Annotated in this window: 17 protein-coding genes; 13 read left to right on the forward strand and 4 right to left on the reverse strand. The window is 48.5% G+C overall.

Annotated elements, in window-relative coordinates; all coding sequences use genetic code 11:
* Nucleotides 1-38: 38 nt before the first annotated feature.
* The 3 genes from ACSVDI_RS07230 to ACSVDI_RS07240 all read right to left on the reverse strand — a co-directional run bounded on the left by ACSVDI_RS07230 (nt 39) and on the right by ACSVDI_RS07240 (nt 2,511).
* Nucleotides 39-572: a chemotaxis protein CheW gene (locus ACSVDI_RS07230; protein WP_457941777.1), complete on the reverse strand. Its 534-nt coding sequence runs from the start codon at nt 570-572 to the stop codon at nt 39-41.
* Nucleotides 573-749: 177 nt separating this feature from the next.
* Nucleotides 750-1,097: an EscU/YscU/HrcU family type III secretion system export apparatus switch protein gene (locus ACSVDI_RS07235; RefSeq protein ID WP_457941778.1), complete on the reverse strand. Its 348-nt coding sequence runs from the start codon at nt 1,095-1,097 to the stop codon at nt 750-752.
* On the reverse strand, nt 1,084-2,511 hold the full coding sequence (locus ACSVDI_RS07240; protein WP_457941780.1) for a hypothetical protein: 1,428 nt from the start codon (nt 2,509-2,511) through the stop codon (nt 1,084-1,086). Before ACSVDI_RS07240 ends, ACSVDI_RS07235 begins: the two co-directional genes overlap by 14 nt.
* A 92-nt stretch (nt 2,512-2,603) precedes the next feature.
* Between ACSVDI_RS07240 and ACSVDI_RS07245 the strand changes: the two genes are divergently transcribed.
* The 4 genes from ACSVDI_RS07245 (at nt 2,604) to ACSVDI_RS07260 (ending at nt 9,127) form a co-directional block, all read left to right on the forward strand.
* On the forward strand, nt 2,604-4,664 hold the full coding sequence (locus ACSVDI_RS07245) for a chemotaxis protein CheW (protein ID WP_457941781.1): 2,061 nt from the start codon (nt 2,604-2,606) through the stop codon (nt 4,662-4,664).
* 116 nt (nt 4,665-4,780) lie between these two features.
* A complete protein-coding gene (locus tag ACSVDI_RS07250; RefSeq protein WP_457941782.1) occupies nt 4,781-5,584 on the forward strand; it encodes a CheR family methyltransferase in 804 nt (267 codons plus the stop codon).
* A gap of 8 nt (nt 5,585-5,592) precedes the next feature.
* Nucleotides 5,593-6,645: a protein-glutamate methylesterase/protein-glutamine glutaminase gene (locus tag ACSVDI_RS07255; RefSeq protein ID WP_457941783.1), complete on the forward strand. Its 1,053-nt coding sequence runs from the start codon at nt 5,593-5,595 to the stop codon at nt 6,643-6,645.
* A gap of 208 nt (nt 6,646-6,853) precedes the next feature.
* Complete coding sequence (locus ACSVDI_RS07260) at nt 6,854-9,127, forward strand: methyl-accepting chemotaxis protein (RefSeq protein ID WP_457941784.1); 2,274 nt, start codon at nt 6,854-6,856, stop codon at nt 9,125-9,127.
* A gap of 99 nt (nt 9,128-9,226) precedes the next feature.
* On the opposite strand, the gene ACSVDI_RS07265 is transcribed toward ACSVDI_RS07260, so the two are convergent.
* Complete coding sequence (locus tag ACSVDI_RS07265) at nt 9,227-10,759, reverse strand: YifB family Mg chelatase-like AAA ATPase (RefSeq protein WP_457941785.1); 1,533 nt, start codon at nt 10,757-10,759, stop codon at nt 9,227-9,229.
* Nucleotides 10,760-11,183: 424 nt separating this feature from the next.
* On the opposite strand from ACSVDI_RS07265, the gene ACSVDI_RS07270 reads away from it, so the two are divergent.
* The 9 genes from ACSVDI_RS07270 (at nt 11,184) to ACSVDI_RS07310 (ending at nt 19,994) form a co-directional block, all read left to right on the forward strand.
* Entirely contained in the window at nt 11,184-11,771 is a 588-nt protein-coding gene (locus tag ACSVDI_RS07270) for a sigma-70 family RNA polymerase sigma factor (RefSeq protein WP_457945617.1), read from the forward strand.
* A gap of 106 nt (nt 11,772-11,877) precedes the next feature.
* On the forward strand, nt 11,878-12,153 hold the full coding sequence (locus ACSVDI_RS07275; RefSeq protein ID WP_457941786.1) for a zinc-ribbon domain containing protein: 276 nt from the start codon (nt 11,878-11,880) through the stop codon (nt 12,151-12,153).
* A gap of 155 nt (nt 12,154-12,308) precedes the next feature.
* Nucleotides 12,309-12,521 carry a DUF1858 domain-containing protein gene (locus tag ACSVDI_RS07280; protein WP_457941787.1) on the forward strand — a complete coding sequence of 71 codons (213 nt, stop codon included), beginning with the start codon at nt 12,309-12,311 and terminating at the stop codon, nt 12,519-12,521.
* A gap of 258 nt (nt 12,522-12,779) precedes the next feature.
* Nucleotides 12,780-13,484: a tRNA (adenine(22)-N(1))-methyltransferase gene (locus ACSVDI_RS07285; protein ID WP_457941789.1), complete on the forward strand. Its 705-nt coding sequence runs from the start codon at nt 12,780-12,782 to the stop codon at nt 13,482-13,484.
* Nucleotides 13,481-14,254 (forward strand): Nif3-like dinuclear metal center hexameric protein, encoded by a 774-nt coding sequence (locus ACSVDI_RS07290; RefSeq protein ID WP_457941790.1) that lies wholly within the window; start codon nt 13,481-13,483, stop codon nt 14,252-14,254. Before ACSVDI_RS07285 ends, ACSVDI_RS07290 begins: the two co-directional genes overlap by 4 nt.
* Nucleotides 14,255-14,277: 23 nt before the next feature.
* Nucleotides 14,278-16,041, forward strand: a complete 1,764-nt coding sequence (locus ACSVDI_RS07295) for an Rqc2 family fibronectin-binding protein (protein ID WP_457941791.1) — start codon at nt 14,278-14,280, stop codon at nt 16,039-16,041.
* Nucleotides 16,042-16,060: 19 nt separating this feature from the next.
* Entirely contained in the window at nt 16,061-17,599 is a 1,539-nt protein-coding gene (locus ACSVDI_RS07300) for an O-antigen polysaccharide polymerase Wzy family protein (protein ID WP_457941792.1), read from the forward strand.
* A complete protein-coding gene (locus ACSVDI_RS07305; protein WP_457941793.1) occupies nt 17,596-18,816 on the forward strand; it encodes a glycosyltransferase in 1,221 nt (406 codons plus the stop codon). Before ACSVDI_RS07300 ends, ACSVDI_RS07305 begins: the two co-directional genes overlap by 4 nt.
* Nucleotides 18,813-19,994 carry a glycosyltransferase gene (locus tag ACSVDI_RS07310; protein WP_457941794.1) on the forward strand — a complete coding sequence of 394 codons (1,182 nt, stop codon included), beginning with the start codon at nt 18,813-18,815 and terminating at the stop codon, nt 19,992-19,994. The genes ACSVDI_RS07305 and ACSVDI_RS07310 overlap by 4 nt, the downstream gene beginning before the upstream one ends.
* Nucleotides 19,995-19,997: the final 3 nt, after the last annotated feature.

The following is a 19,997-nucleotide window of genomic DNA, read 5'->3' on the forward strand; positions in this document are numbered from 1 at the left end:
TCCCCCAATAACTTGATTTGATTTATTGGAAATTTGTGTTATGCTCCTACTGCCTGATCCGGTGAGGGAACAGTGGGGCTCACCTCATTGCTGTCTTCGGTCAGCAGCTTTGTTAAGTTCAGTATCAGTGCGACCTCATGTTCCAGTGTAGCGATTCCGCTGACATAGTTGTTGGTAATGTCTTTGCCCAGTCTAGGAGATTCACTAATCTGATTATTGGAAACATCGACCACATCGTTTACCATATCTACAATAAAGCCGATACTGAATTCACCCGTTTCCACCACAATAATGCTGGTGCGATCATTGTATTCAATTTCTGGCTTGCCAAGTTTCAACCGCAAATCGATTAGGGGCACGATTTTACCGCGCAGATTGATGACGCCTTTTACAAAAGGCGGCAAGTGCGGCATAAACGTAATTGGCTGCATCCGTATAATTTCCACAACCTGACTGCTCTGAAGGGCAAACAGCTGTCCATCAATAAAGAAAGTAAGGTATTTTTCGGTGGGTACGTTTTCTGCAGAAGATTGGGATGCTTTCTCTAATACCTCTTCAATTCTGTTTTCCATATCTTTCTTTCACCACTTCTGCCGCTGCCGTAGCGGCGGATTTTTTAACTGTTTTATCGGCAACAGATGACAGTAATTTTATCTCAATATCATATATCGACAATTTAAAAAAATAATTAACAAATTTTTACGAAATTTAATCATGAAAATTTCCGGAATTTAGCCTGCTTTCAAGGGTTACTCCGTTTGGGGCGGCTCCTGCAAAAGCGGCTGAAATTCATCTTCTAGGTTTTCGGAGTTTTCGGAAATTTCCAGATCTTTTTGATTGTAGTTTAGAAAATAAACATAGATATCCACGACCGCCTGATAAAGCTCCGGCGGAATTTCACTCCCGCACTCCAACTGGGTTAAAAGGGAAGCGAGCGCGTCGTCCTGATAAACCGGGATTTCGTTTTCCTGTGCCAAATCAATGATTTTCTGCGCAACATAGCCCAATCCGGAGGCGACCACAATCGGTGCGTTAGAGGAATCACCGTTGTATTTTAGAGCGGCGGCGCGCTGGGTGTTGTTCTCATATTGTGACATCGATCGCATATTTCCTTTCGTTGATTTTTTTCATAATAAGCTGAGAAATGGTTGGTGTGTTGTCCGGGCGAATATACACACGGTCGGCCACAAGGCCGTTGCGTGTGAAGATTTCCGTAATGCCGTCGCTGATTTTTTGAGTATCCGAAGCCAGCTCCGGCGGGCAGCTGATGGCCACGTTCGCGTGGTTTGCCAGCAGTTCGATGGAAGCCTCAAAATAACCAAGCTCCCGAATGTCAAACGTCAAATAGATTTTTGTAGGACTTGATTCTGCCGCAGCGGAACGCGTTCCGTCTTTTGAGGGTTCCTTTTTCTCAATCCAGACCTCGCTGAACATGAACTGGCCGTTGTAGTTGACCGGCAGGAACAAATGGTGGAACGGCATGTACACGCTTTTGTCCATCAGCATGGAAAGAATGGTTTCTTTGTACAGCGCCTGGCTTAAGCTGGAGGTATTCTGTTTGGAGCCTTCGGAAAGCACTTGCGTCAGGGAACGGAACAGCGCATTTTCCTGTGTGGACTCGGGACCGGATTTCCGGTTTAGGTGCTCGAGAAATTGAGCCTTGATTTCCTCCGTTTTTGCCGCAGGAATATTCCGCTCATAGCGCAGGTAGTCCATCAGGGAATTGAACTTGTCGTCCAGTTCCTCCTGAGAACTGGTGTTGAGCCGGGCCAGGTTATGAACCAGAAGCGTAATGGTGTCCCGGGCGCGCCCGAAGTCATTAGAGGCGTTGATATATTTGGCTAAAAACGGTATAATCTTATTTTTGAGTACGGTTAAATTCTTCTGCAGGTTGTCTGTGGGGCGCTCTAAGGTCAGCTCCTTCGCAAGCGAGTCAAGCTGGTCGCGGTAGGGATTCGGAATCTGCATTTTCAGCTGCTCCAGCTGATCAATTATGGATTTTGTGGTATCACCAATGGAAAAAAATCCGTCGTATGCCGATAAAAACTCCGCCAGTTTGGTTCGGGTCGCCGTGTCAGCGTTCTGTGCAGACAGCTCGCGGAATACTTTAAAAATCCCATCCGAAAATTTGGTCTGCCCGCTGCTTTGAAAGCGCAGGTTTTCCAGCATGGTGTCCGGGTCCATCTGCATTGCCTGGGCCAACTGTTTCAGCAAGGGAGAACCGCCGTCCGCCATCAGCATTTCGGTTTTGCCGAAGATGTCCAGCATGATTTTTTCCATGTTCTGAGAAAGCCCGGGCGTCTGGTTGAGCTGTTCAATAAATTTGCTGAATACGGAATTCCGGTTCAGCAGAAATTTGAAGTTGTCTCCCAACTCCTGCTTTTGCGCGCCGGCCTGCTGAATTTTAGAAGTGTCGACGGCGCCGAGCGCATCGGTGTGTTTTGACGGGGAAACGCGGTTTAAGCTATCGCTGCTTGAGACCGGAGTAGTGATTCGAATATTGTCGGGCATAAAAACACCTCAAAAAATATAATCTAAGAGTTAATTTTATCAAATTCGATTCGATATATTAAGTATAAAGTTTATTAGGCGGTGAAGTAACTATGGACAGCAACATGGAATCAATGCTTGAGGTATATCTTTTCGAAACAAATGATCTTCTGGAACATCTGGATGAAATACTTCTTCAATGCGAAAAAGCCAATTCCTTCGACTCGGACAGCATTAATGAAATCTTCCGAATCATGCACACCATTAAAGGCTCATCCGCAATGATGCAGTTTAACAGTCTGGCAACCATTTCCCATAAAGTGGAGGACTTGTTTTTTTACGTCCGCGAAAACGGAATTGATGCTCAGTACAATGACGAGCTTTTCGACCTGATGTTCAAATCCAGCGACTTTATTAAGGATGAAGTTGCAAAGGTTGAAAACAACGAGCCTCTAACTACAGATATCGGCACTTTCGAACAGGAAATTAACGATTTTCTGAAAAAGATTTCAGGCGGCGCATCCGGGAAAGATGGGAAGGCGGAGGCGGCTCCTAAGCAAGAGCAAAAGTCCGCACAGGAAACAGCCCAAAAGGAAGAATCTACCCCGCAGCCGGCCGCTGTTGCGCCCTTTGACAAGGACTATCCTTATTCCGTCCGCATTGCCTTTGAGGACGATGTGGAGATGGCAAACCTGCGCGCGGTGATGCTTGTGCAGTCGGTGAAAGACATTTGCAGTGAAATTAAGTATGTACCGCAGGATATTGAAACGAACCCGGGCAGCGCGGAGGTCATTCTGAAAGATGGTTTCCTGCTCTGCTTTAAAGACGAAAAGGGAATGAACAGCAGCCTGAAGACAATCGAAAATTTCGTCTATACCAAGAATTATACCGTAATCACTCCGCCTGCTCAGGAGCAGAGCGAAAATTCGTCTGAAGCAAAGGCGAAGAACGAAGCAGGCAAGCCGCGTGAAGCAGGCGGCGCCAGCCATCCAGCGGTCAAGCAGAACCTCATCAATGTCAACCTTTCCAAACTGGACAACCTGATGGACCTGATGGGAGAAATTGTTATTACGGAATCGATGGTTGCCTCTACCCAGGCGGGCCAGACGGGCGAGATCGACAACAATTACAATAAGGCTTCCCGTCAGCTTCGCAAACTAACGGACGAGCTGCAGGAAGTGGTTATGTCCATCCGCATGGTGCCGATTTCCGGTGTGTTCCAGAAAATGAACCGAATTGTCCGCGATATGAGCAAAAAGTTGGACAAAGATGTGGAACTGGTTATGATCGGCGAAGATACGGAAGTCGATAAAACCATTATCGATAACATCGGCGACCCGATTATGCACCTGGTCCGCAACGCCATGGACCATGGCATTGAAACCAAAGAAGAACGCGCAAAGACGAACAAACCGCCGAAGGGCACCGTTACGCTTTCCGCTCAGAACACTGGCGGTGAGATTTTGATCAGCGTTCAGGACGATGGCGCTGGCATTGACAAACAGGCCGTGCTGAATAAGGCAAAACGGCAGGGCATGCTGAAAAAGCCGGAGAAAGACTATACGACCCGTGAAATTTACAATTTCCTGCTTATGCCTGGTTTCTCCACGAACGAAGTTGTTACCGAGTATTCCGGCCGTGGCGTCGGCATGGACGTTGTAAAGAAGAACGTGGAGAAAATCGGCGGCGATGTCTCCCTGACCAGCGAACCCGGCAAGGGCACAAAAATCATCTTTAAGATTCCACTTACGCTGGCCATTGTAAACGGCATGAAGGTGTCGGTTGGGAACAGCGTGTTTACCATCCCGATTAACAATATTAAGCAGCTTTTCCGGATTACGCAGGATCAGATTCTGCACGATACGGACGGAAATGAAATTGTGATGCTCCGCAATCAGTATTTTCCGCTGCTGCGTCTACACAAAGCGTTTAATCTGGAAACCGAAATTCAGAATGTCGAGGAAGGCATTGTAATTTTGGTGGAAACCCACGAAAAGGCATACTGCATTTTTGCCGACAGTCTGCTCGGCGAACAGCAGGTTGTTGTAAAAGGACTGCCCGCCTATCTGAATCAATTCGAAATTCGGAACACCGGCATATCCGGCTGTGCGATTCTAGGTGACGGAAGCATCAGTATTATTTTGGATATTTTAAACCTTTACAGTTATAATTAATTTGTTATACTATTATATAGTTTGGACTTGTAGGGGGAACGCCGACGAAATTCCATTCATCGGTGCTTCCCCTGAATTGTCCATTGCGGCTGGAGATATACCTTTGGAGGACGAACATGATACATCTGACCGACCAGGAGTTCAACGATATTGTTACTTACATAAAAAGTAATTACGGCATCAATCTTATTAATAAACGGCAGCTGATTGAAGCCAGAATGTATTCCGTGCTGGTTGAAAAGGGTCTTACAAATTTTACCGATTATTTTAACCTGATTAAGCAGAACAATTCCCAGGAAGTTACTGCAATGCTGAACAAACTTACGACGAATCACACGTATTTTCTTCGGGAAGAAGCGCATTTCAATTTTTTAAAAAATGTCATTCTGCCGGAACAGGAAAAAACAAACCGTATGAAAAACATCCGAATCTGGAGCGCTGGATGCTCTTCCGGAGAAGAAGCGTTTACCACGATTATGGTGATGATGGATTATTTCGGACTGAGAAGATCGGAATGGGATTATCGTATTCTAGCGACGGATATTTCAGAAAAGGTAATGCAGGAGGCACGGGTTGGCCTTTATGGAAAGGATTCCTTGAAAAACGTTCCGGAAACATGGCTGAGGCGTTATTTTACCAAACAGGGCAACGATCATTATGTGCTGAGCGAGGAAGTACGCAAGCAGGTGATTTTTAAGCGCTTCAACCTGATGGATCCGTTCCTTTTCCAACCGTTTGATTTGATTTTCTGCCGGAATGTCATGATCTATTTTGATCAGGCTACACGCAACGCATTAATAAATAAATTTTATGATGTGCTGAAACCCGGTGGGTATTTGTTCATCGGTCACTCGGAAACCATACAGCGTGACAGTTCAAAATTCGTTTATATTGAACCGTCTGTTTACCAGAAAGGATAACGGAATCAATGTCGCTAAAAAAAACGATACGGGTTCTGATTGTGGATGACTCTTTGTTTTTCCGGACTGCGCTGCAAAAAGCGTTGGCGCAGGATCAGAGTCTTGAAATAGTTGGAACGGCAAGCAGCGCGACGGACGCGGAAAGAAAAATCAAGGAACTGGAGCCGGACGTCGTTACCATGGATGTGGAAATGCCGGATATGAAGGGGACGGACTTTTTAAGAAAGCTTATTCCTGTGCATCCGGTGCCGGTGGTCTTGGTTAGTTCAACAAACATCGGAATTTTTGAATCGCTGGATGCCGGCGCCGTGGATTTTGTGCGTAAACCGGAAGGCCAAAATGGGAACGATTTTCAGCTTTTCTGCAATGAGCTTTCCGTGAAAGTGAAAATCGCCTCTACGGCAAAGGTAACAAAGAAAAATGCGTCTGCTCCGTTCAGCGGGCTTCCGCTGCCAAAGCTGAAAGCGGACGACGAAAGTGAGCATGTGATTGCAATCGGGGCTTCTACGGGGGGAACGGAAGCAACGCTTGAGATTTTAAAGCAGTTCCCGCCGAATATTCCGGGAATTGTAATTGTTCAGCACATGCCGGTCGGCTTTACAAAAATGTACGCCGACCGCATGAACCGGATTTGCCAGTTTGAAGTGCGGGAAGCGCAGAACGGTGACCGTGTGCGGGCCGGACTGGCTCTGCTGGCACCCGGCGACAAGCATATGACGCTGGCGAAAGACTATAAGGGATATTACGTGAAATGCGCTTCCGGCGATAAGGTGAGCGGCCATTGCCCTTCAGTGGACGTTCTGTTCCGTTCGGTGGCACATACGGCCGGGCGTGACGCGATCGGCGTCATCCTTACCGGGATGGGGAGAGACGGAGCGCAGGGCCTTTTGGAAATGCGCAAAAGCGGTTCTTACACATTTGGTCAGGATAAGGCGTCCAGTGTGGTTTATGGAATGCCCATGGTTGCCTATGACATCGGCGCTGTGGTCAAACAGGCACCCTGCCAGTCCATTGCGGGTCTGATTATTCAAAGACTGAACCGCTCGAAGGGGAAACAGTAAGAATTAATGCCGTTCAAAGGTGGATGACCCCTTTTTGAACGGCTTTTTATAATTCTAGATATAATTTGGTAATATTTTGTCGAAAAAATTTCTTTATTTTTATAAACTTATGATTAATGTGGCCGATAATAAAAAATAGCCGTTCTTTTTAATCTGAATACTGCTTGCATATTTTTAGAGAAAGAGATGACATGGGGTTATGAAAAAGATGAGGAAAGTGAAAACGCATAAGATGGCCAAGATGGCAAAAGTAGCCACAATGCCTGAACAACAAGAGAAAAAGAAGCATAGATTTACATTTCATAAATTTACATTTCCAAAAAAGAAAACAGAGAAAAACGAAACAAGCAGTCTAAGAGAGGGAAAGAAAAGCATCCGAAAAACTCTGCTGCTGGGTCTTATCAGCCTTTCTGCTAGTATCAGCATTCTTTGCGGTATTGCTTCCGGTATTGTTCTGTATCAGAACAGTTACACCAGCATGAAAGACGAGGTTTCGGCTGTTGCAAATTCCTACTCCCAGTTAGTTCAGAAGCAAGTTTACATCTATAAGAATTCCATTGAAATTATTTCCAAAAATGAAAATATTGCAAAAGCCGATTCTTCCTCTTATCTGGTTCAAATGGCAAAAAGCCTGCTGTGCGCGCAGTACGGTTTCCAAGAGATTCACACCGCTTCCACAGACGGTAAAAATGATGAGGGAACCGATATTTCGGATACGGATTACTTTAAGAATGCCATTGTCGGCAATACATATGTATCTAGTCCGTTTTACAAGGATGGCGATAAAAACGGCCAGCTGGTCATTGCCATTGCGACAAGAATCAGCAGTTCACAGAGATTTAACGGTATTGTTTACGGCTTGCTTCGCTTCGAGACCTTCAATTCCGTAATTGACAATGCAAAAATCGGAAAGACCGGCTACAGCTTTATTGTCAACAGAGACGGTACCGTCATTGCCCATAAAGATCTGAACTTGGTCAAAAATTTCACCAACTATGTTGATGTGGCGAAGAAGGACGGCTCCTATTCCGGTGTTGCCAGTATCATCAACAGTATGAAAACGGGGAAAGCTGGTTACGGATCTTATAATCTTCAGAATACCAACCATTTTATTTCCTATTATCCGATTTCCAATACGGATGGATGGTCCATCGGCGTAACCGCCAATATTTCTGAAATGATGAGCAGTTTCTACAATGCCATTGCTCTTACGGTTATTTTGACCATTGCTTTCATTGTGATTGCATTTTTCCTCGCATTCCAAATTGCAAATCCGATTGCAAGACCGATTACCACTTTGGTTTCCAGAATTGAAACACTTTCGGCCGGTGACCTCCATTCCGACGTTCCGGTCATTCGCAGTAAAAATGAAATCGGTGTACTGGCAACCTCCTTTACAATAACAGTGGATACCCTGAGGGGGTATGTAAGCGAAATTTCCTCCATCCTGGGTGCGCTTGCAAATGGCGACTGCACCGTAGAACCTCAGTTGGAATACAAGGGGGATTTTGAACCGATTAAAACATCCCTTAATACGATCACAAATCATTTGAATGATATTTTTGCTTCCATCAGCCAGTCGGCGGATCAGGTCGCAAGCGGTGCGGCCCAGGTTTCCAGCGCAGCTCAGGCACTGTCACAGGGTGCTACCATGCAGGCCAGTTCCATCGAGGAGCTTTCCGCTTCCTTGACCGAAATTGCGGACCGTGTAAACAAGAACGCATCCAATGCAACATCTGCAAATCAACTTTCCAACGATGCGTCTAAAGAAGTCGAACGCGGAAACGAACATATGCAGCAAATGATGGGCGCTATGAAGGAAATCAGCGACACTTCCGGACAAATCAGCAAGATTATCAAAACCATCGAAGACATTGCCTTCCAGACCAATATTCTCGCTTTGAACGCTGCGGTTGAAGCCGCACGTGCAGGTTCCGCCGGCCGCGGCTTTGCGGTAGTTGCGGATGAAGTGCGCAACTTGGCCAGCAAGAGTGCTGAAGCGGCAAAGAATACTACGGCGTTGATTGGCAATTCTATTAAAGCGGTACAGAATGGTACAAAAATTGCAACTCAGACGGCTGAGTCGCTCAATTCTATTATTGACGGTGCAAACCGGACTTGTGAACTGATTGCAGAAATTGCCCAGGCTTCCAACGCCCAGGCTACTTCCATCAACGAAATTATGTCCGGCGTTGATCAGATTTCCGCGGTTGTCCAGACCAACTCTGCTACCAGTGAGGAAACTGCGGCCACTAGTGAAGAGCTGAACGCGCAGGTTCAGTCGTTGAAGGAATCCCTGTCTTTCTTCCGTCTGAAAGGATCGGAACCGGCAGAAAAGAGGGAAACCCCGGAAGCGAAGAAACCGGAATCCGCCGAAGCAATATGGATGTCGACGGAGGACTCCAAACCGGTGCAGGAATTTTCAACAGCACCCGCTCAGGCGGCTGTGTTTGATGAGTCACAGGATTCAGTCAAGTATTAAATCAGCTAACTCCTAAAATCTTTATACATCACAAACAGCCCGTGAATGAGCCAAATCATTCGCGGGCTGTTTGTTTTTCCTATACTGTTTCCGCGTCGGTCAGCGTTCCTTCAGCCAGTATTTCCGGTCAAGACTGCGGTATTGTACTGCTTCCGCAACGTGTCTAGACTGAATTTCCTCGCTGGCATCCAAATCGGCAATGGTGCGTGAAACCTTCAGAATCCGGTCATAAGCACGCGCGGAAAGCCCCAGCTTTTCAAATGCCGACCGAAGAAGCGCTTTTCCTTCGTCGCTCAAACGGCAGGTGTCATGCAGAAGATCGCTTGTAATTCTGGCATTGCAGGTAACGGAGGTACCCCGGAACCGATTGTTTTGAATCTCCCGCGCGGCATTTACGCGCTTTTTGATTTCCGCGGAGCTCTCTGCTTTTTCTTCAGAAGCAATTTCATCAAATTCAACCGGTGGCACTTCAATGTGAAGGTCCAGTCGGTCCAGCAGCGGGCCGGACACCTTTGCCAAATAGCGGGAAACCGCGGTGGCGGAGCAGGTACAGGGTTTGCTGGGGTGGCCGAAATACCCGCAGGGGCACGGATTCATAGCGGCGACCAGCATAATGGAACAAGGATACGAAATGGTGCCGCTGACACGCGATATGGTTACTTTCCCGTCTTCAATCGGCTGGCGCAGTACTTCCATTGCGGCGCGGGAAAATTCGGGCAGCTCATCCAAAAACAGAACCCCATTATGTGCAAGGGAAATCTCGCCCGGCTTGGGAATGCTTCCGCCCCCGGAAAGTCCTGCAGCGGAAACAGTGTGGTGAGGCGAGCGGAAAGGGCGGGTTTTAATCAGGGACACACCCTCCGGGATCGACCCCGCGATGGAATGAATTTTGGTGGTCTGAATGGTTTCCTCAAACGTCATGTCAGGAAGAATGGACGGAAGGCGTTTGGCAAGCATGCTTTTTCCGGAACCAGGCGGGCCAATCAGAATCACGTTGTGTCCGCCGGCGGCGGCAATTTCAAGCGCACGCTTGGCCTCGTACTGGCCTCGTACTTCCGAAAAGTCAGGGAGGGGAACGGCACTTTGCGGCGCGTTTTCACTGGGAACCGCAGGCTCGATTCTCTGGCGGCCCGTCAGATGGTTCAGCAGGGAAGGAAGGTTTCTGACCGGGTATACGCGGATTCCTTCCACTACGGCGCCCTCTGCGGCATTTGCAAAGGGAATAAACAGGTTTTGGAACCCTTCCTCCTTGGCTTTCATTGCCATGGGCAGAACCCCTTTTACGGGCCTTATTTCCCCGGTCAGGGAAAGTTCCCCAAGAAAGACACAGTCTTCCAATCCGGCATCCAACTGCCCGCTTGCTTTCAGCAGGGCGATGAGCAGCGGAAGGTCATAAATCGGCCCCTCCTTGCGTTTGTCCGCAGGAGCAAGGTTTACGGTGATTTTATGGACCGGAAAATCAAACCCACAGTTTTTCAGCGCGGAGCGCACTCGGTCGCGCGATTCTTTGACTGAGGCGTCCGGCAGGCCGACAATGTCGAAGGACGGCAGCCCGACAGAAATGTCTGTTTCCACCTCGACCACGAATGCATCCATTCCGTAAAGCCCCATGCTGAACAGGCGTGATACCATGACAAATTCCTCCAAAATTTACATATTTTCATTATATCTCAACATTTTCTGCGAATCAAGAAAAAAGAAAGCTCCCTCGATTTTCATCGGAACCATCTAAAGCCATTCCGACTTTATTTTTCAGCGGATCGGCAGAACCATCAACTTTACTGCTGCATATACTGGAGGAAAGGAAAATGAATTTTCCATTTTTATTGCTTATATAAGAAAATATGGGATAGGTGTCGAATTCCTTTAAAAATCGAAGAAGAAAAAGTAATACTTGAAAATATAACCATACATTTTTCTTTTTTTCATATAAATTAACCAAATAAAACAAATATTCATGTGTTTTAGAAAAATATTTGTTGACTTAATCGAAGAAATGAGTTATGATATGCCTGTGATTTTGATTAATGTCCATGAGGTGTTTGGCTTGGCTGACGTGACTTGCTATGAACAAATGGCCGAATTAACCGACAGCCAATTGTCTGCCAGAATTGCAGACGGCGACCCAAACGCTTTTTCTGAACTTACCGCCCGCTATCTTACACAGATTAAGGCCAGAGCCGCCCGCCTTCGCAGTACTATGCTGGAGATGGACGACCTTTGCCAGGAGGGCCTGATGGGGCTGTTAAGCGCGGCCCGTACTTATGATGCATCCGGCGGAGCTAGTTTTAAAACCTATGCGGGTGTTTGTATAGGGAATCGAATGATTATGGCCTGCCGCTCGGCGGCTGGGCGAAAAAATTCCCCATTAAAAAACTTTGTTTCACTGAGCGAACAGAAAATGGATCTTGATATGCCTGATACCAGATCGAATCCCGAATCGATGCTGATTGATCAGGAAAATGTGGAGCAGCTGCGCAAGCACATGAAGAACATGCTGACTCAGTTGGAGCAGCAGGTGCTGATGCTTTATTTGGGCGGCAGCAGTTATGGGCAGATTGCAGCTCAGCTTGGCATCACACCAAAGGTGGTTGACAATGCTCTGCAACGCGCTCGTGTTAAGCTGAAAAAACTTTTTGAATAGATTTTTTAATATGCCCTGGTAGCTTAAGTAGAGCGTTGGTAATCAAAGGCGTCGGTGCGAATCCGTCTATGGGCAAATATCTTTAATCCAAAGCGAGGTAAAACAAATGTACGAAGACAAGACTCTCATCTGCAAGGAATGTGGCAGTGAATTTGTATTCACAGCCGGCGAACAGGAATTCTATGCTTCCAAGGGTTTCGTAAACGAACCCCAGAGATGCAAGGCCTGCCGCGATGCACGCAAGAATGCCGCTAAGCCGGAGCGCGAGATGTTTACCGCAATCTGCGCTAACTGCGGAAAAGAAGCCAAGGTCCCCTTTAAACCGCGTGAAGACCGTCCTGTATATTGCAGCGAGTGCTTTGCAAAGATGAGGGAAGAATAAGTTTTAGTATAGATCTTATTCACGACCAGAACGCCCCGGCTCTGCCGGGGCGTTTTATCATGTCCGGAAAAAAAGTATTGCAAAGCGTACAAGCGGGTATTATAATAGAAACTGTTCTAAACTACTTCCATTTATGTGTAACGGAGGATTTTATCATGGCTGCAACAGTAATCACAAAAGATATGCTGATTGGCGATATTCTTGATTTGGACCGTACCACCGCACCGTTTTTCATGGAAATGGGCATGCATTGCCTGGGTTGCCCCGCTTCCCGCGGCGAATCCCTTGAGCAGGCCTGCATGGTGCATGGGGTCGATGTCAACGAAATGGTTGAGAAACTGAATGAGCATGTGACTTCAAAAGCATAACTTGTTTTTGTTGCCGTACACCAGAATGATAACGCCGCCCGGCAAGCAATTGTCGGGCGGTTGTTAAGTATAAGGGCATATGTATTAAATTACCGCTTGCCGGGCGGATGCACACTGTCGGCGGCGATGACCCTGGAGCTCGAGCAATTTGTCTTGGAGGCCATTTCTCGTTTTTCCGGTTCTGGTGCGGGTGGAAGCCATTCTGGAAAGTACAAGAGTGCAGATTTGATTGATTAAAGAAACTGTGGGGTGTAATAATTGAGTTCTCATCCCTTGTTCCAACTTGGGGAAAGACTCCGGCTTTGCGCTTCCATGGTTCGCCCCGGGTGCGCGTTGGCGGATATTGGCACGGATCACGCTTATCTTCCGATTTGGCTGGCTAAACAGGGAATGATTTCCCGGGCGATTGCGGCGGATGTGCGGCCAGGCCCGCTGGAGAGAGCGCAGCAGAACATTGAGCGGTATCAGGTTCAGCATCTGGTTTCCGCACGGCTTTCCGACGGACTGGATGCTTTCCAGCCCTCGGAAGCAGAGGATATTGTCATCGCCGGAATGGGCGGTGAAACCATGGTTCAAATTCTTTCCCGCGCGCCATGGCTGAAAAATGCGGAAAAGCATTTGATTCTGCAGCCCATGACAACGGTTTCCACGTTACGCCACTATCTAGCCGTTCAAGGCTTCACTGTTTTGCGGGAGCAGGCGGTGCAGGACGAGGGGCGTGTATATTCTGCGTTTCTGACTGTTTATCGCCCTGATTTAGCACAGGAGGATGCGCTTTACCTCCAGATTGGCAAGCTGAAAGCGGACACGCCGGATAACCGTCTTTACATTCGAAAGCGAATTGAGCAGCTGCAAAAGAAGGCGAGCGGGTTGGCTCGTTCCGGGAAACAGGCTGAAGCCGAACCGCTGCTCCGGTTGATTGAACAGTTGTACTCCATGCTGGAAAAGGATGTTGCGAATTGACGACCATCGGTGAAATTTATCATTATATTGACGGCTTTGCGCCGTTTCATACCCAGATGGGGTTTGACAACGCCGGCCTTCTGGCAGGCAGCCCGAAGGACGCGGTGAATACCGTTCTTTTGGCGCTGGATATTACCCCCGCTGTGGTTCGGGAAGCCGCTGCGTACGGGGCCGAGCTGGTCGTCAGCCATCATCCGGTAATTTTCAATCCCCTAAAGCGGCTGGAGCCGGAAACCGCACCTTACCTTCTGGCGAAACATGGTGTCGCGGCCATCTGCGCGCACACCAATCTGGACATGGCTGCGCAGGGCGGGGTAAACGCCTGCTTGGCACAAAAGCTTGGGCTGAAGGATATTCGTACGCTGCATCAGGATGAAGCGTCCGGCTTGCCGGATGCGCTGATGGGGGATTTGGAAACTCCGCTTGCACCGCGTGCTTTTGCGCAGTATGTGCGCGATGCGCTTGGCTGCGATGGCGTCCGCTACACGGACGGCGGCCGCGAAATCACCCGGGTAGGGCTTTGCAGCGGCGGCGGGGAAGATTGGTTTTATTATGCCGCGCAGGCGGATTGCCAGGCTTTTGTTACAGGGGAAAGCAAGCACCACATTTTGCTGGATGCCGAAAACGCCCATGTAACTCTGGTGGATGCGGGGCACTATTATACGGAATGCGTGGTTCTGGAGCCGTTAAAAACCCGGCTTTCGGAGCAGTTCCCGGCAATCCGATTCGTTTTGTCGCAGAAAATGCACAGCCCCGCAAAATTTATTTAGCGAAAGCCTCAGGAGGTAGCCGGATGGCTCTTGACGGAGCGTTTTTAAGACATATTAAAAAAGAATTGGAAGAACGCGCCATCGGCGCGAAAGTTGATAAAATATATCAGCCAAACCGGGAAGAAATGGTGCTGCTGCTGCGCACCCGCAGCGAAAATTTCAAGCTGCTGATGTCTGCGCGTGCCAACAGCGCCCGGATTCATTTTACCCGGTTTGTGCCCGAAAATCCTAAAGTGCCGCCCATGCTCTGCATGCTGCTGCGCAAGCGCCTATCCGGCGCGCGCCTGGCGGCCGTTCACCAGCCAGGTTTGGAACGAATGCTGTCCCTTGAATTTGACGCGGTCAACGAATTGGGCGATGAAATCCGTCTGACGCTGGTCATCGAAATCATGGGCCGTTACAGCAATATCATCTTTGTAGATGAAAACGGGAAAATCATTGACGCGCTCAAACGCGTAGATGCGGAAATGTCTTCCGAACGGCTGGTGCTGCCCGGGCTGACGTACCGCCTGCCGCCGGCGCAGGACAAGCTATGCCTGTTGGAACATCCGGTGGAGGAGGTTTTGGCGCGCCTTCACAGTATCCCTTCGGACATGGAGCTTTCTAAGGCGCTGCTGAATACCTTGCAGGGCGTTTCTCCGGTCGTGTGTCGGGAACTGCAGCATTTAACCGGGCACGGCGCAGAGCTGACCGTTCATACCATGAGCGAGGCTCAGGTGGAACGACTGTCTTTTTTCTTGAATCGATTGAAACAGATGGTTCAGAACGCAGACGGCCAACCGTATATGGCGACGGATCCCCGTAATAAGCCGATTGATTTTTCTTTTTTGAATATTGAGCAGTATGGCCGCACGGCAGTTGTAACCCATTTTGAAAGTTTTTCTGAGCTGCTGGACGCATTTTATTCGGAACGGGATAAAATTGAGAGGATGCGTGCCCGTTCGCAGGATTTGCTTCATATTTTAACGACGGTTTCTGACCGTTTAAGCCGTAAAATCAATATTCAGCGTGCGGAACTGGAGCACTGCGCGGAACGTGATACCATGCGGATGTACGGCGATTTAATAAACGCCAATCTTTACCGCATCGAGAAGGGGCTTTCTCATGTGGAATTGGAGAATTTTTATGAGGATTCGCAGCCGCTTGTAAAAATAAAATTGGACCCAGTGCTTACCCCGGCGCAAAATGCTCAAAAATATTACAAAGCCTACCATAAAGCGCGCACGGCGGAAGAAATGCTGAACGTTCAAATTTCGCAGGCGCAGCAGGAACTGGATTATCTGGAATCGGTATTTGACGAGCTTAGCCGTGCAGCAACGGAGCAGGATCTTATGGAAATCCGCGCCGAGTTGACGGAGCAGGGCTATATTCGCGCGCAAAAGGAGAAAAGGAAACAGCCGGCCAGCCAGAAGCCTATGGAGTTCCGTTCTTCCGACGGGTTCCGGATTCTGGTGGGGCGCAATAACCGGCAGAATGACCGCCTGACCCTGAAAGACGCCAGAAATCAGGATGTTTGGTTCCACACCAAGACAATCCCCGGTTCCCATACCATTCTGGTGACGGATGGCCGCACGCCAACCGAAACCGCCATGACCGAGGCGGCAATGTTGGCCGCATTTTACAGCCGCGGAAAGGATTCCTCTCAGGTTCCGGTGGATTACACACAGGTGCGTAACGTCAGCAAGCCGCAGGGAGCCAAACCCGGCATGGTGATTTATGTGAATTACAAAACGATTTACGTTACTCCGGATCGCGCTCTCGCGGAGCGTTTGAAGGTTACGAACTAGTTGGATTGGAAGTGAGTCCATGGTGAAATTAAAATCAAGCGATTTTCTGCGCGACACGGTTTTGTTCGGGATAACCGCCCTATTATTCCTTGTCGCGAATTTTATGGCATTTTTAGGGGATTTTCTGCTGGAAAACGCGCTGAATGTCCTACTGGTTGCCATCATCTTTTTAAATATCGCTATTTTTGGCAGCATCCTTAAAAATATGCGCCGTGATATTGCGCTGTTTATTTTTATGGCTGCGTTTGACACGCTTTTATTGGGGCGTGTTTATGTTTCCTGGATCGGTTATTACCACAAGTATGTCGAGCTTTTGGAAGCAAACGGCTTGTCGGAGCTTTTTCAGGCGCTCCGTATTGTCGCACTGTCGCAATTCTTTGTATACCTTGCTTATCGGTTGATTGGGCCCTTGTTCCATAAACAGGAAAGCCGGATACAGCGCCTTGGAATCGACGCTACCCGCAGGAACGCTATTACGCCGATTCTTCGCCAGCTTAGTGAAATTATTCTCTTTGTCAGCTCCGTACCGTTTTTGTATGTGTTGTCAAAAAGCGCACTGAATGTTTTGCGCCACGGATACCTGAGCTCTTTTACAGACACTCAGGATATTCCGGGAATCATCAGCCGCCTTTCTATGTTTTTTGTGCCGTCGTTTGCGGTTTTCCTTGCAACAATGCCAACCAAAAAGCAGTTGAAGTGGCCGCTTCTGATTTACCTTTTTTACATGCTTTCTTCCTTGTTGACCGGAAGACGCACCACGATTGTGACCGAAGCGCTGATGCTGATTATTTATTTTGTGATGCGGGACAACCTTCTGCCGAAGGGAAAGCGCAGGCTGAACAAGCAGACGGTGGTGGTTGCGGGTGTTTTCGGCGTCGCAGCCATGTATATGCTGCAGGTTGTCGCCCTGATTCGCGCCGGGTATTCGAATAAATTCCGCGGCCTGGGCGAAACGCTTGTCAGCTTTTTTGATTCGCAGGGGGCTTCCTTCCGTGTCATTATACAGACCATCAACAATATTCATTCATTTGACCGCTCCCAGTCGTATCTGTACCTTTTTTACCCGTTTGAGCGGTTCGTGCATAACAATGTTTTTACCAGACCAATGTTTGGACTGACCCCGATTGTAGAGGTCCAAAATGCCATCTTTGTGCAGACAACGCATAATTTTGCCCATGTGCTAACCTATTTGGTGGACCCTGCCCGGTATCTTAGCGGCGGTGGGTTTGGTACTTCCTATATTGCAGAGGCTTTTGTGGCCTATGGTATTTTCGGTGTGATTGTGATCAGTATGATGATCGGAGTGGCGTTCCGCTTCTTTTCTTCCATGCTTACCCGTTCCTGGGTGGTGGTTGTCTGCTGCCTGCTGGCCATCAAGGATTTTGTTTATATCCCGCGTGGCTTTGCCTTCATGTGGGTGACCGATACCTTTAATATTACTTATTTTTGCTTTTATGCCATTCTTTATTTTACTGCTCTTCTTATGCTGCACTATGGGAATCACGTGCGCGCGGCAAAGGGCGAAAAACCCACGTATGCATTGGAGGCTGAGGAATGAAACTGCTTCTTTTGCTGACCGCAGCATTCCCATATGACAAAGGGGAAGACTTTTTGCCCGCAGAGTTGCACGCGGTTTCCGGATTCGACAAAATATTAGTCTGCCCCTGCAATCTAAAAGAAAAATCCACCGTTACCAAAACACTTCCGACCGGGATATTGGTTTATCCGCTAAGCAAGCAGGGCCTTGGAAAGGCGGCTTATGCAAAGCTGCTGTTTAGTCCACCGGTATTACAGGAAATGATTGACCTGGTGCACAGCGGCCGGTTTTCTTTTTCCAGACTGCATGAAATGTTGTTTTTTATGAAGAACGCGGTGCAGCTTTATGAATCGATGCTGGAAATTCCAGAGGTTCAGGCTGCGGACGATATAACGATTTACAGCTACTGGTTCTATGACGCGGCGGCGGCGGGTGCGCTGTTGGCGCAGGAATTGAAGCGACGCGGAAAAAGGGTTAAGCAAATTTCCCGCGCGCACGGCTTCGACATTCATCCGGAGCGTTCCCTGTGTGGTTATCTTCCGATGCGCAAGTTTTTATTGAGCAGTGTTGACCGCCTTTACCCGTGTTCCCAAAATGGAGCCGACACCATCTGCCGGCAGTATCCGGAATATCGGGATAAAGTCCGGCCTGCGTTCCTTGGTACCGCCGACTGCGGCGTAACCGGGGGAAAACGGCAGCCGGAGCTTCATTTGGTTTCTTGTTCCTACATGGTGCCGGTCAAACGGCTGCATTTGCTCATTCAGGCCTTGTCACTCTGTGATTTTCCGGTTCGCTGGACGCATCTTGGCTCTGGCCCGTTGGAACAGGAGCTTCGGCAGCAGGCGGAAAAGCTCCCCCAAAACGTAAACGTGAACTTTGCCGGGCAGCTGGAAAACACGGCGATTCTTGATTTTTACCGTTCTAATCCGGTGTCCGTTTTTGTCAACGTCAGTTCCAGCGAGGGGATTCCCGTTTCCATTATGGAAGCGATTTCGTTCGGCATTCCGGTGGTTGCCACCAACGTAGGGGGAACCTCCGAAGCGGTTCGGGACGGTTTCAACGGCTTCCTGCTGGAAAAAGATTTTACTCCGCGCAGCCTTATGGAAAAAATCAGGCAAATCCGTGATTTGAGCGATGCGGAGTACAAAGCCCTGTGTGTAAATTCCAGGGCGATGTGGGAGAAAAAATTCCATGCGTCGGTGAATTACAGCAGGTTTTACGAGGAGATAAGCAAATGAAATTACTGTATTTGACTTTTCAGGAGGACGCTACGCTATATGTCGGCGTAATTCGCAAGCTCGGCTGGCAGGCAAAGGCGTTTGAAAAGCTGGGTTACGAGGTAACGTATTCGCTTTGGAAAGGTCTGGAGTATCGCTTTATCACGGGGGACTGTGTGGAAACTAGGACGATTCCCGGCGGGCATGGCCTGATGCATCAGTTTGCGGATGTGGCGAAGGACTATTTGAACAGCCATTCGTTTGATGTGGTCTATCTGCGTTTGGACCGCATCAGCTTTGAAATGATTCAGCTTTGCCGCACAGCACGCGCGCGCGGCGCGAAAAAAGTGATCATCGAAGTGCCGAATTATCCCTATCTTAGAGATTACATCAACAGTGTCAACGGCGTCCGTCCGTTTTCCGCAAGGCTTTTTTCCCGGATGAAAGTATTGGGTACCGCTGCTGAGGACCGCCTTTCTGCGCTGCAGTTGCGTGGGCTGGTGGATGCCGTTGTGTTAATTGGCAACAAGGCGGACCGCTTTTTCGGTGTAAAGGCCATTAACATCAGCAACGGAATCGATGTGGACGACATGGACCCGGTGCCGCCGAAAAACAACGAACGGGAGATTGTCCTTGTTGGCGTTGCAGGTACTCTTTGGTGGCAGGCTTATGACCGCATTCTGGTGGGAATGCACGAATATAAAAAGAAGAAGAAAGCGGAAGACCCTAACATCCGGTTTATTCTAGTCGGCGGGGATGCCAAGGAAATGCCGGATTTTAAGGCCTTAATTCATCGGTACGGTTTGGATGACGATGTGGAATGCCCGGGCTTTAAAACCGGCGCGGAGCTGGACGCCATTTATGATCGCGCAGACCTTGGCGTTTCTACTTTGGGGTGCTATCGGCGCGGGCTGACGTCATGCTCTTCCCTAAAGACACGGGAATATTGCGCGAAAGGCCTGCCCTTTATATATACTTGCGAAGACTCCCTTGAGGATGAAAACGTAGATTTTGCGCTGCAGGTATCGAATGACGATACCCCGATCGATCTGTTTCAGGCAGTGGATTTCGTGAAAAAATGCCGCGCAAATAGGCACATCTCTCAGGAGGAACGCGAATTTGCCCGTTCCCATTTCGACTGGGAATCCATTTTGAAGAAAGTGCTTGATTTTGCCGACGGCAAAAATTTGGAAAGATAATTG

The sequence above is a fragment of the Caproiciproducens sp. LBM24188 genome (genome assembly GCF_054130445.1).

What these genes read in the sequence shown, in the direction of transcription:
- ACSVDI_RS07230 (WP_457941777.1), bottom strand. Translation starts at nt 572, where the DNA reads ATGGAAAACAGAATTGAAGAGGTATTAGAGAAAGCATCCCAATCTTCT.
- ACSVDI_RS07235 (WP_457941778.1), bottom strand. Translation starts at nt 1,097, where the DNA reads ATGTCACAATATGAGAACAACACCCAGCGCGCCGCCGCTCTAAAATAC.
- ACSVDI_RS07240 (WP_457941780.1), bottom strand. Translation starts at nt 2,511, where the DNA reads ATGCCCGACAATATTCGAATCACTACTCCGGTCTCAAGCAGCGATAGC.
- ACSVDI_RS07245 (WP_457941781.1), top strand. Translation starts at nt 2,604, where the DNA reads ATGGACAGCAACATGGAATCAATGCTTGAGGTATATCTTTTCGAAACA.
- ACSVDI_RS07250 (WP_457941782.1), top strand. Translation starts at nt 4,781, where the DNA reads ATGATACATCTGACCGACCAGGAGTTCAACGATATTGTTACTTACATA.
- ACSVDI_RS07255 (WP_457941783.1), top strand. Translation starts at nt 5,593, where the DNA reads ATGTCGCTAAAAAAAACGATACGGGTTCTGATTGTGGATGACTCTTTG.
- ACSVDI_RS07260 (WP_457941784.1), top strand. Translation starts at nt 6,854, where the DNA reads ATGAGGAAAGTGAAAACGCATAAGATGGCCAAGATGGCAAAAGTAGCC.
- ACSVDI_RS07265 (WP_457941785.1), bottom strand. Translation starts at nt 10,759, where the DNA reads ATGGTATCACGCCTGTTCAGCATGGGGCTTTACGGAATGGATGCATTC.
- ACSVDI_RS07275 (WP_457941786.1), top strand. Translation starts at nt 11,878, where the DNA reads ATGTACGAAGACAAGACTCTCATCTGCAAGGAATGTGGCAGTGAATTT.
- ACSVDI_RS07280 (WP_457941787.1), top strand. Translation starts at nt 12,309, where the DNA reads ATGGCTGCAACAGTAATCACAAAAGATATGCTGATTGGCGATATTCTT.
- ACSVDI_RS07295 (WP_457941791.1), top strand. Translation starts at nt 14,278, where the DNA reads ATGGCTCTTGACGGAGCGTTTTTAAGACATATTAAAAAAGAATTGGAA.
- ACSVDI_RS07300 (WP_457941792.1), top strand. Translation starts at nt 16,061, where the DNA reads ATGGTGAAATTAAAATCAAGCGATTTTCTGCGCGACACGGTTTTGTTC.
- ACSVDI_RS07305 (WP_457941793.1), top strand. Translation starts at nt 17,596, where the DNA reads ATGAAACTGCTTCTTTTGCTGACCGCAGCATTCCCATATGACAAAGGG.
- ACSVDI_RS07310 (WP_457941794.1), top strand. Translation starts at nt 18,813, where the DNA reads ATGAAATTACTGTATTTGACTTTTCAGGAGGACGCTACGCTATATGTC.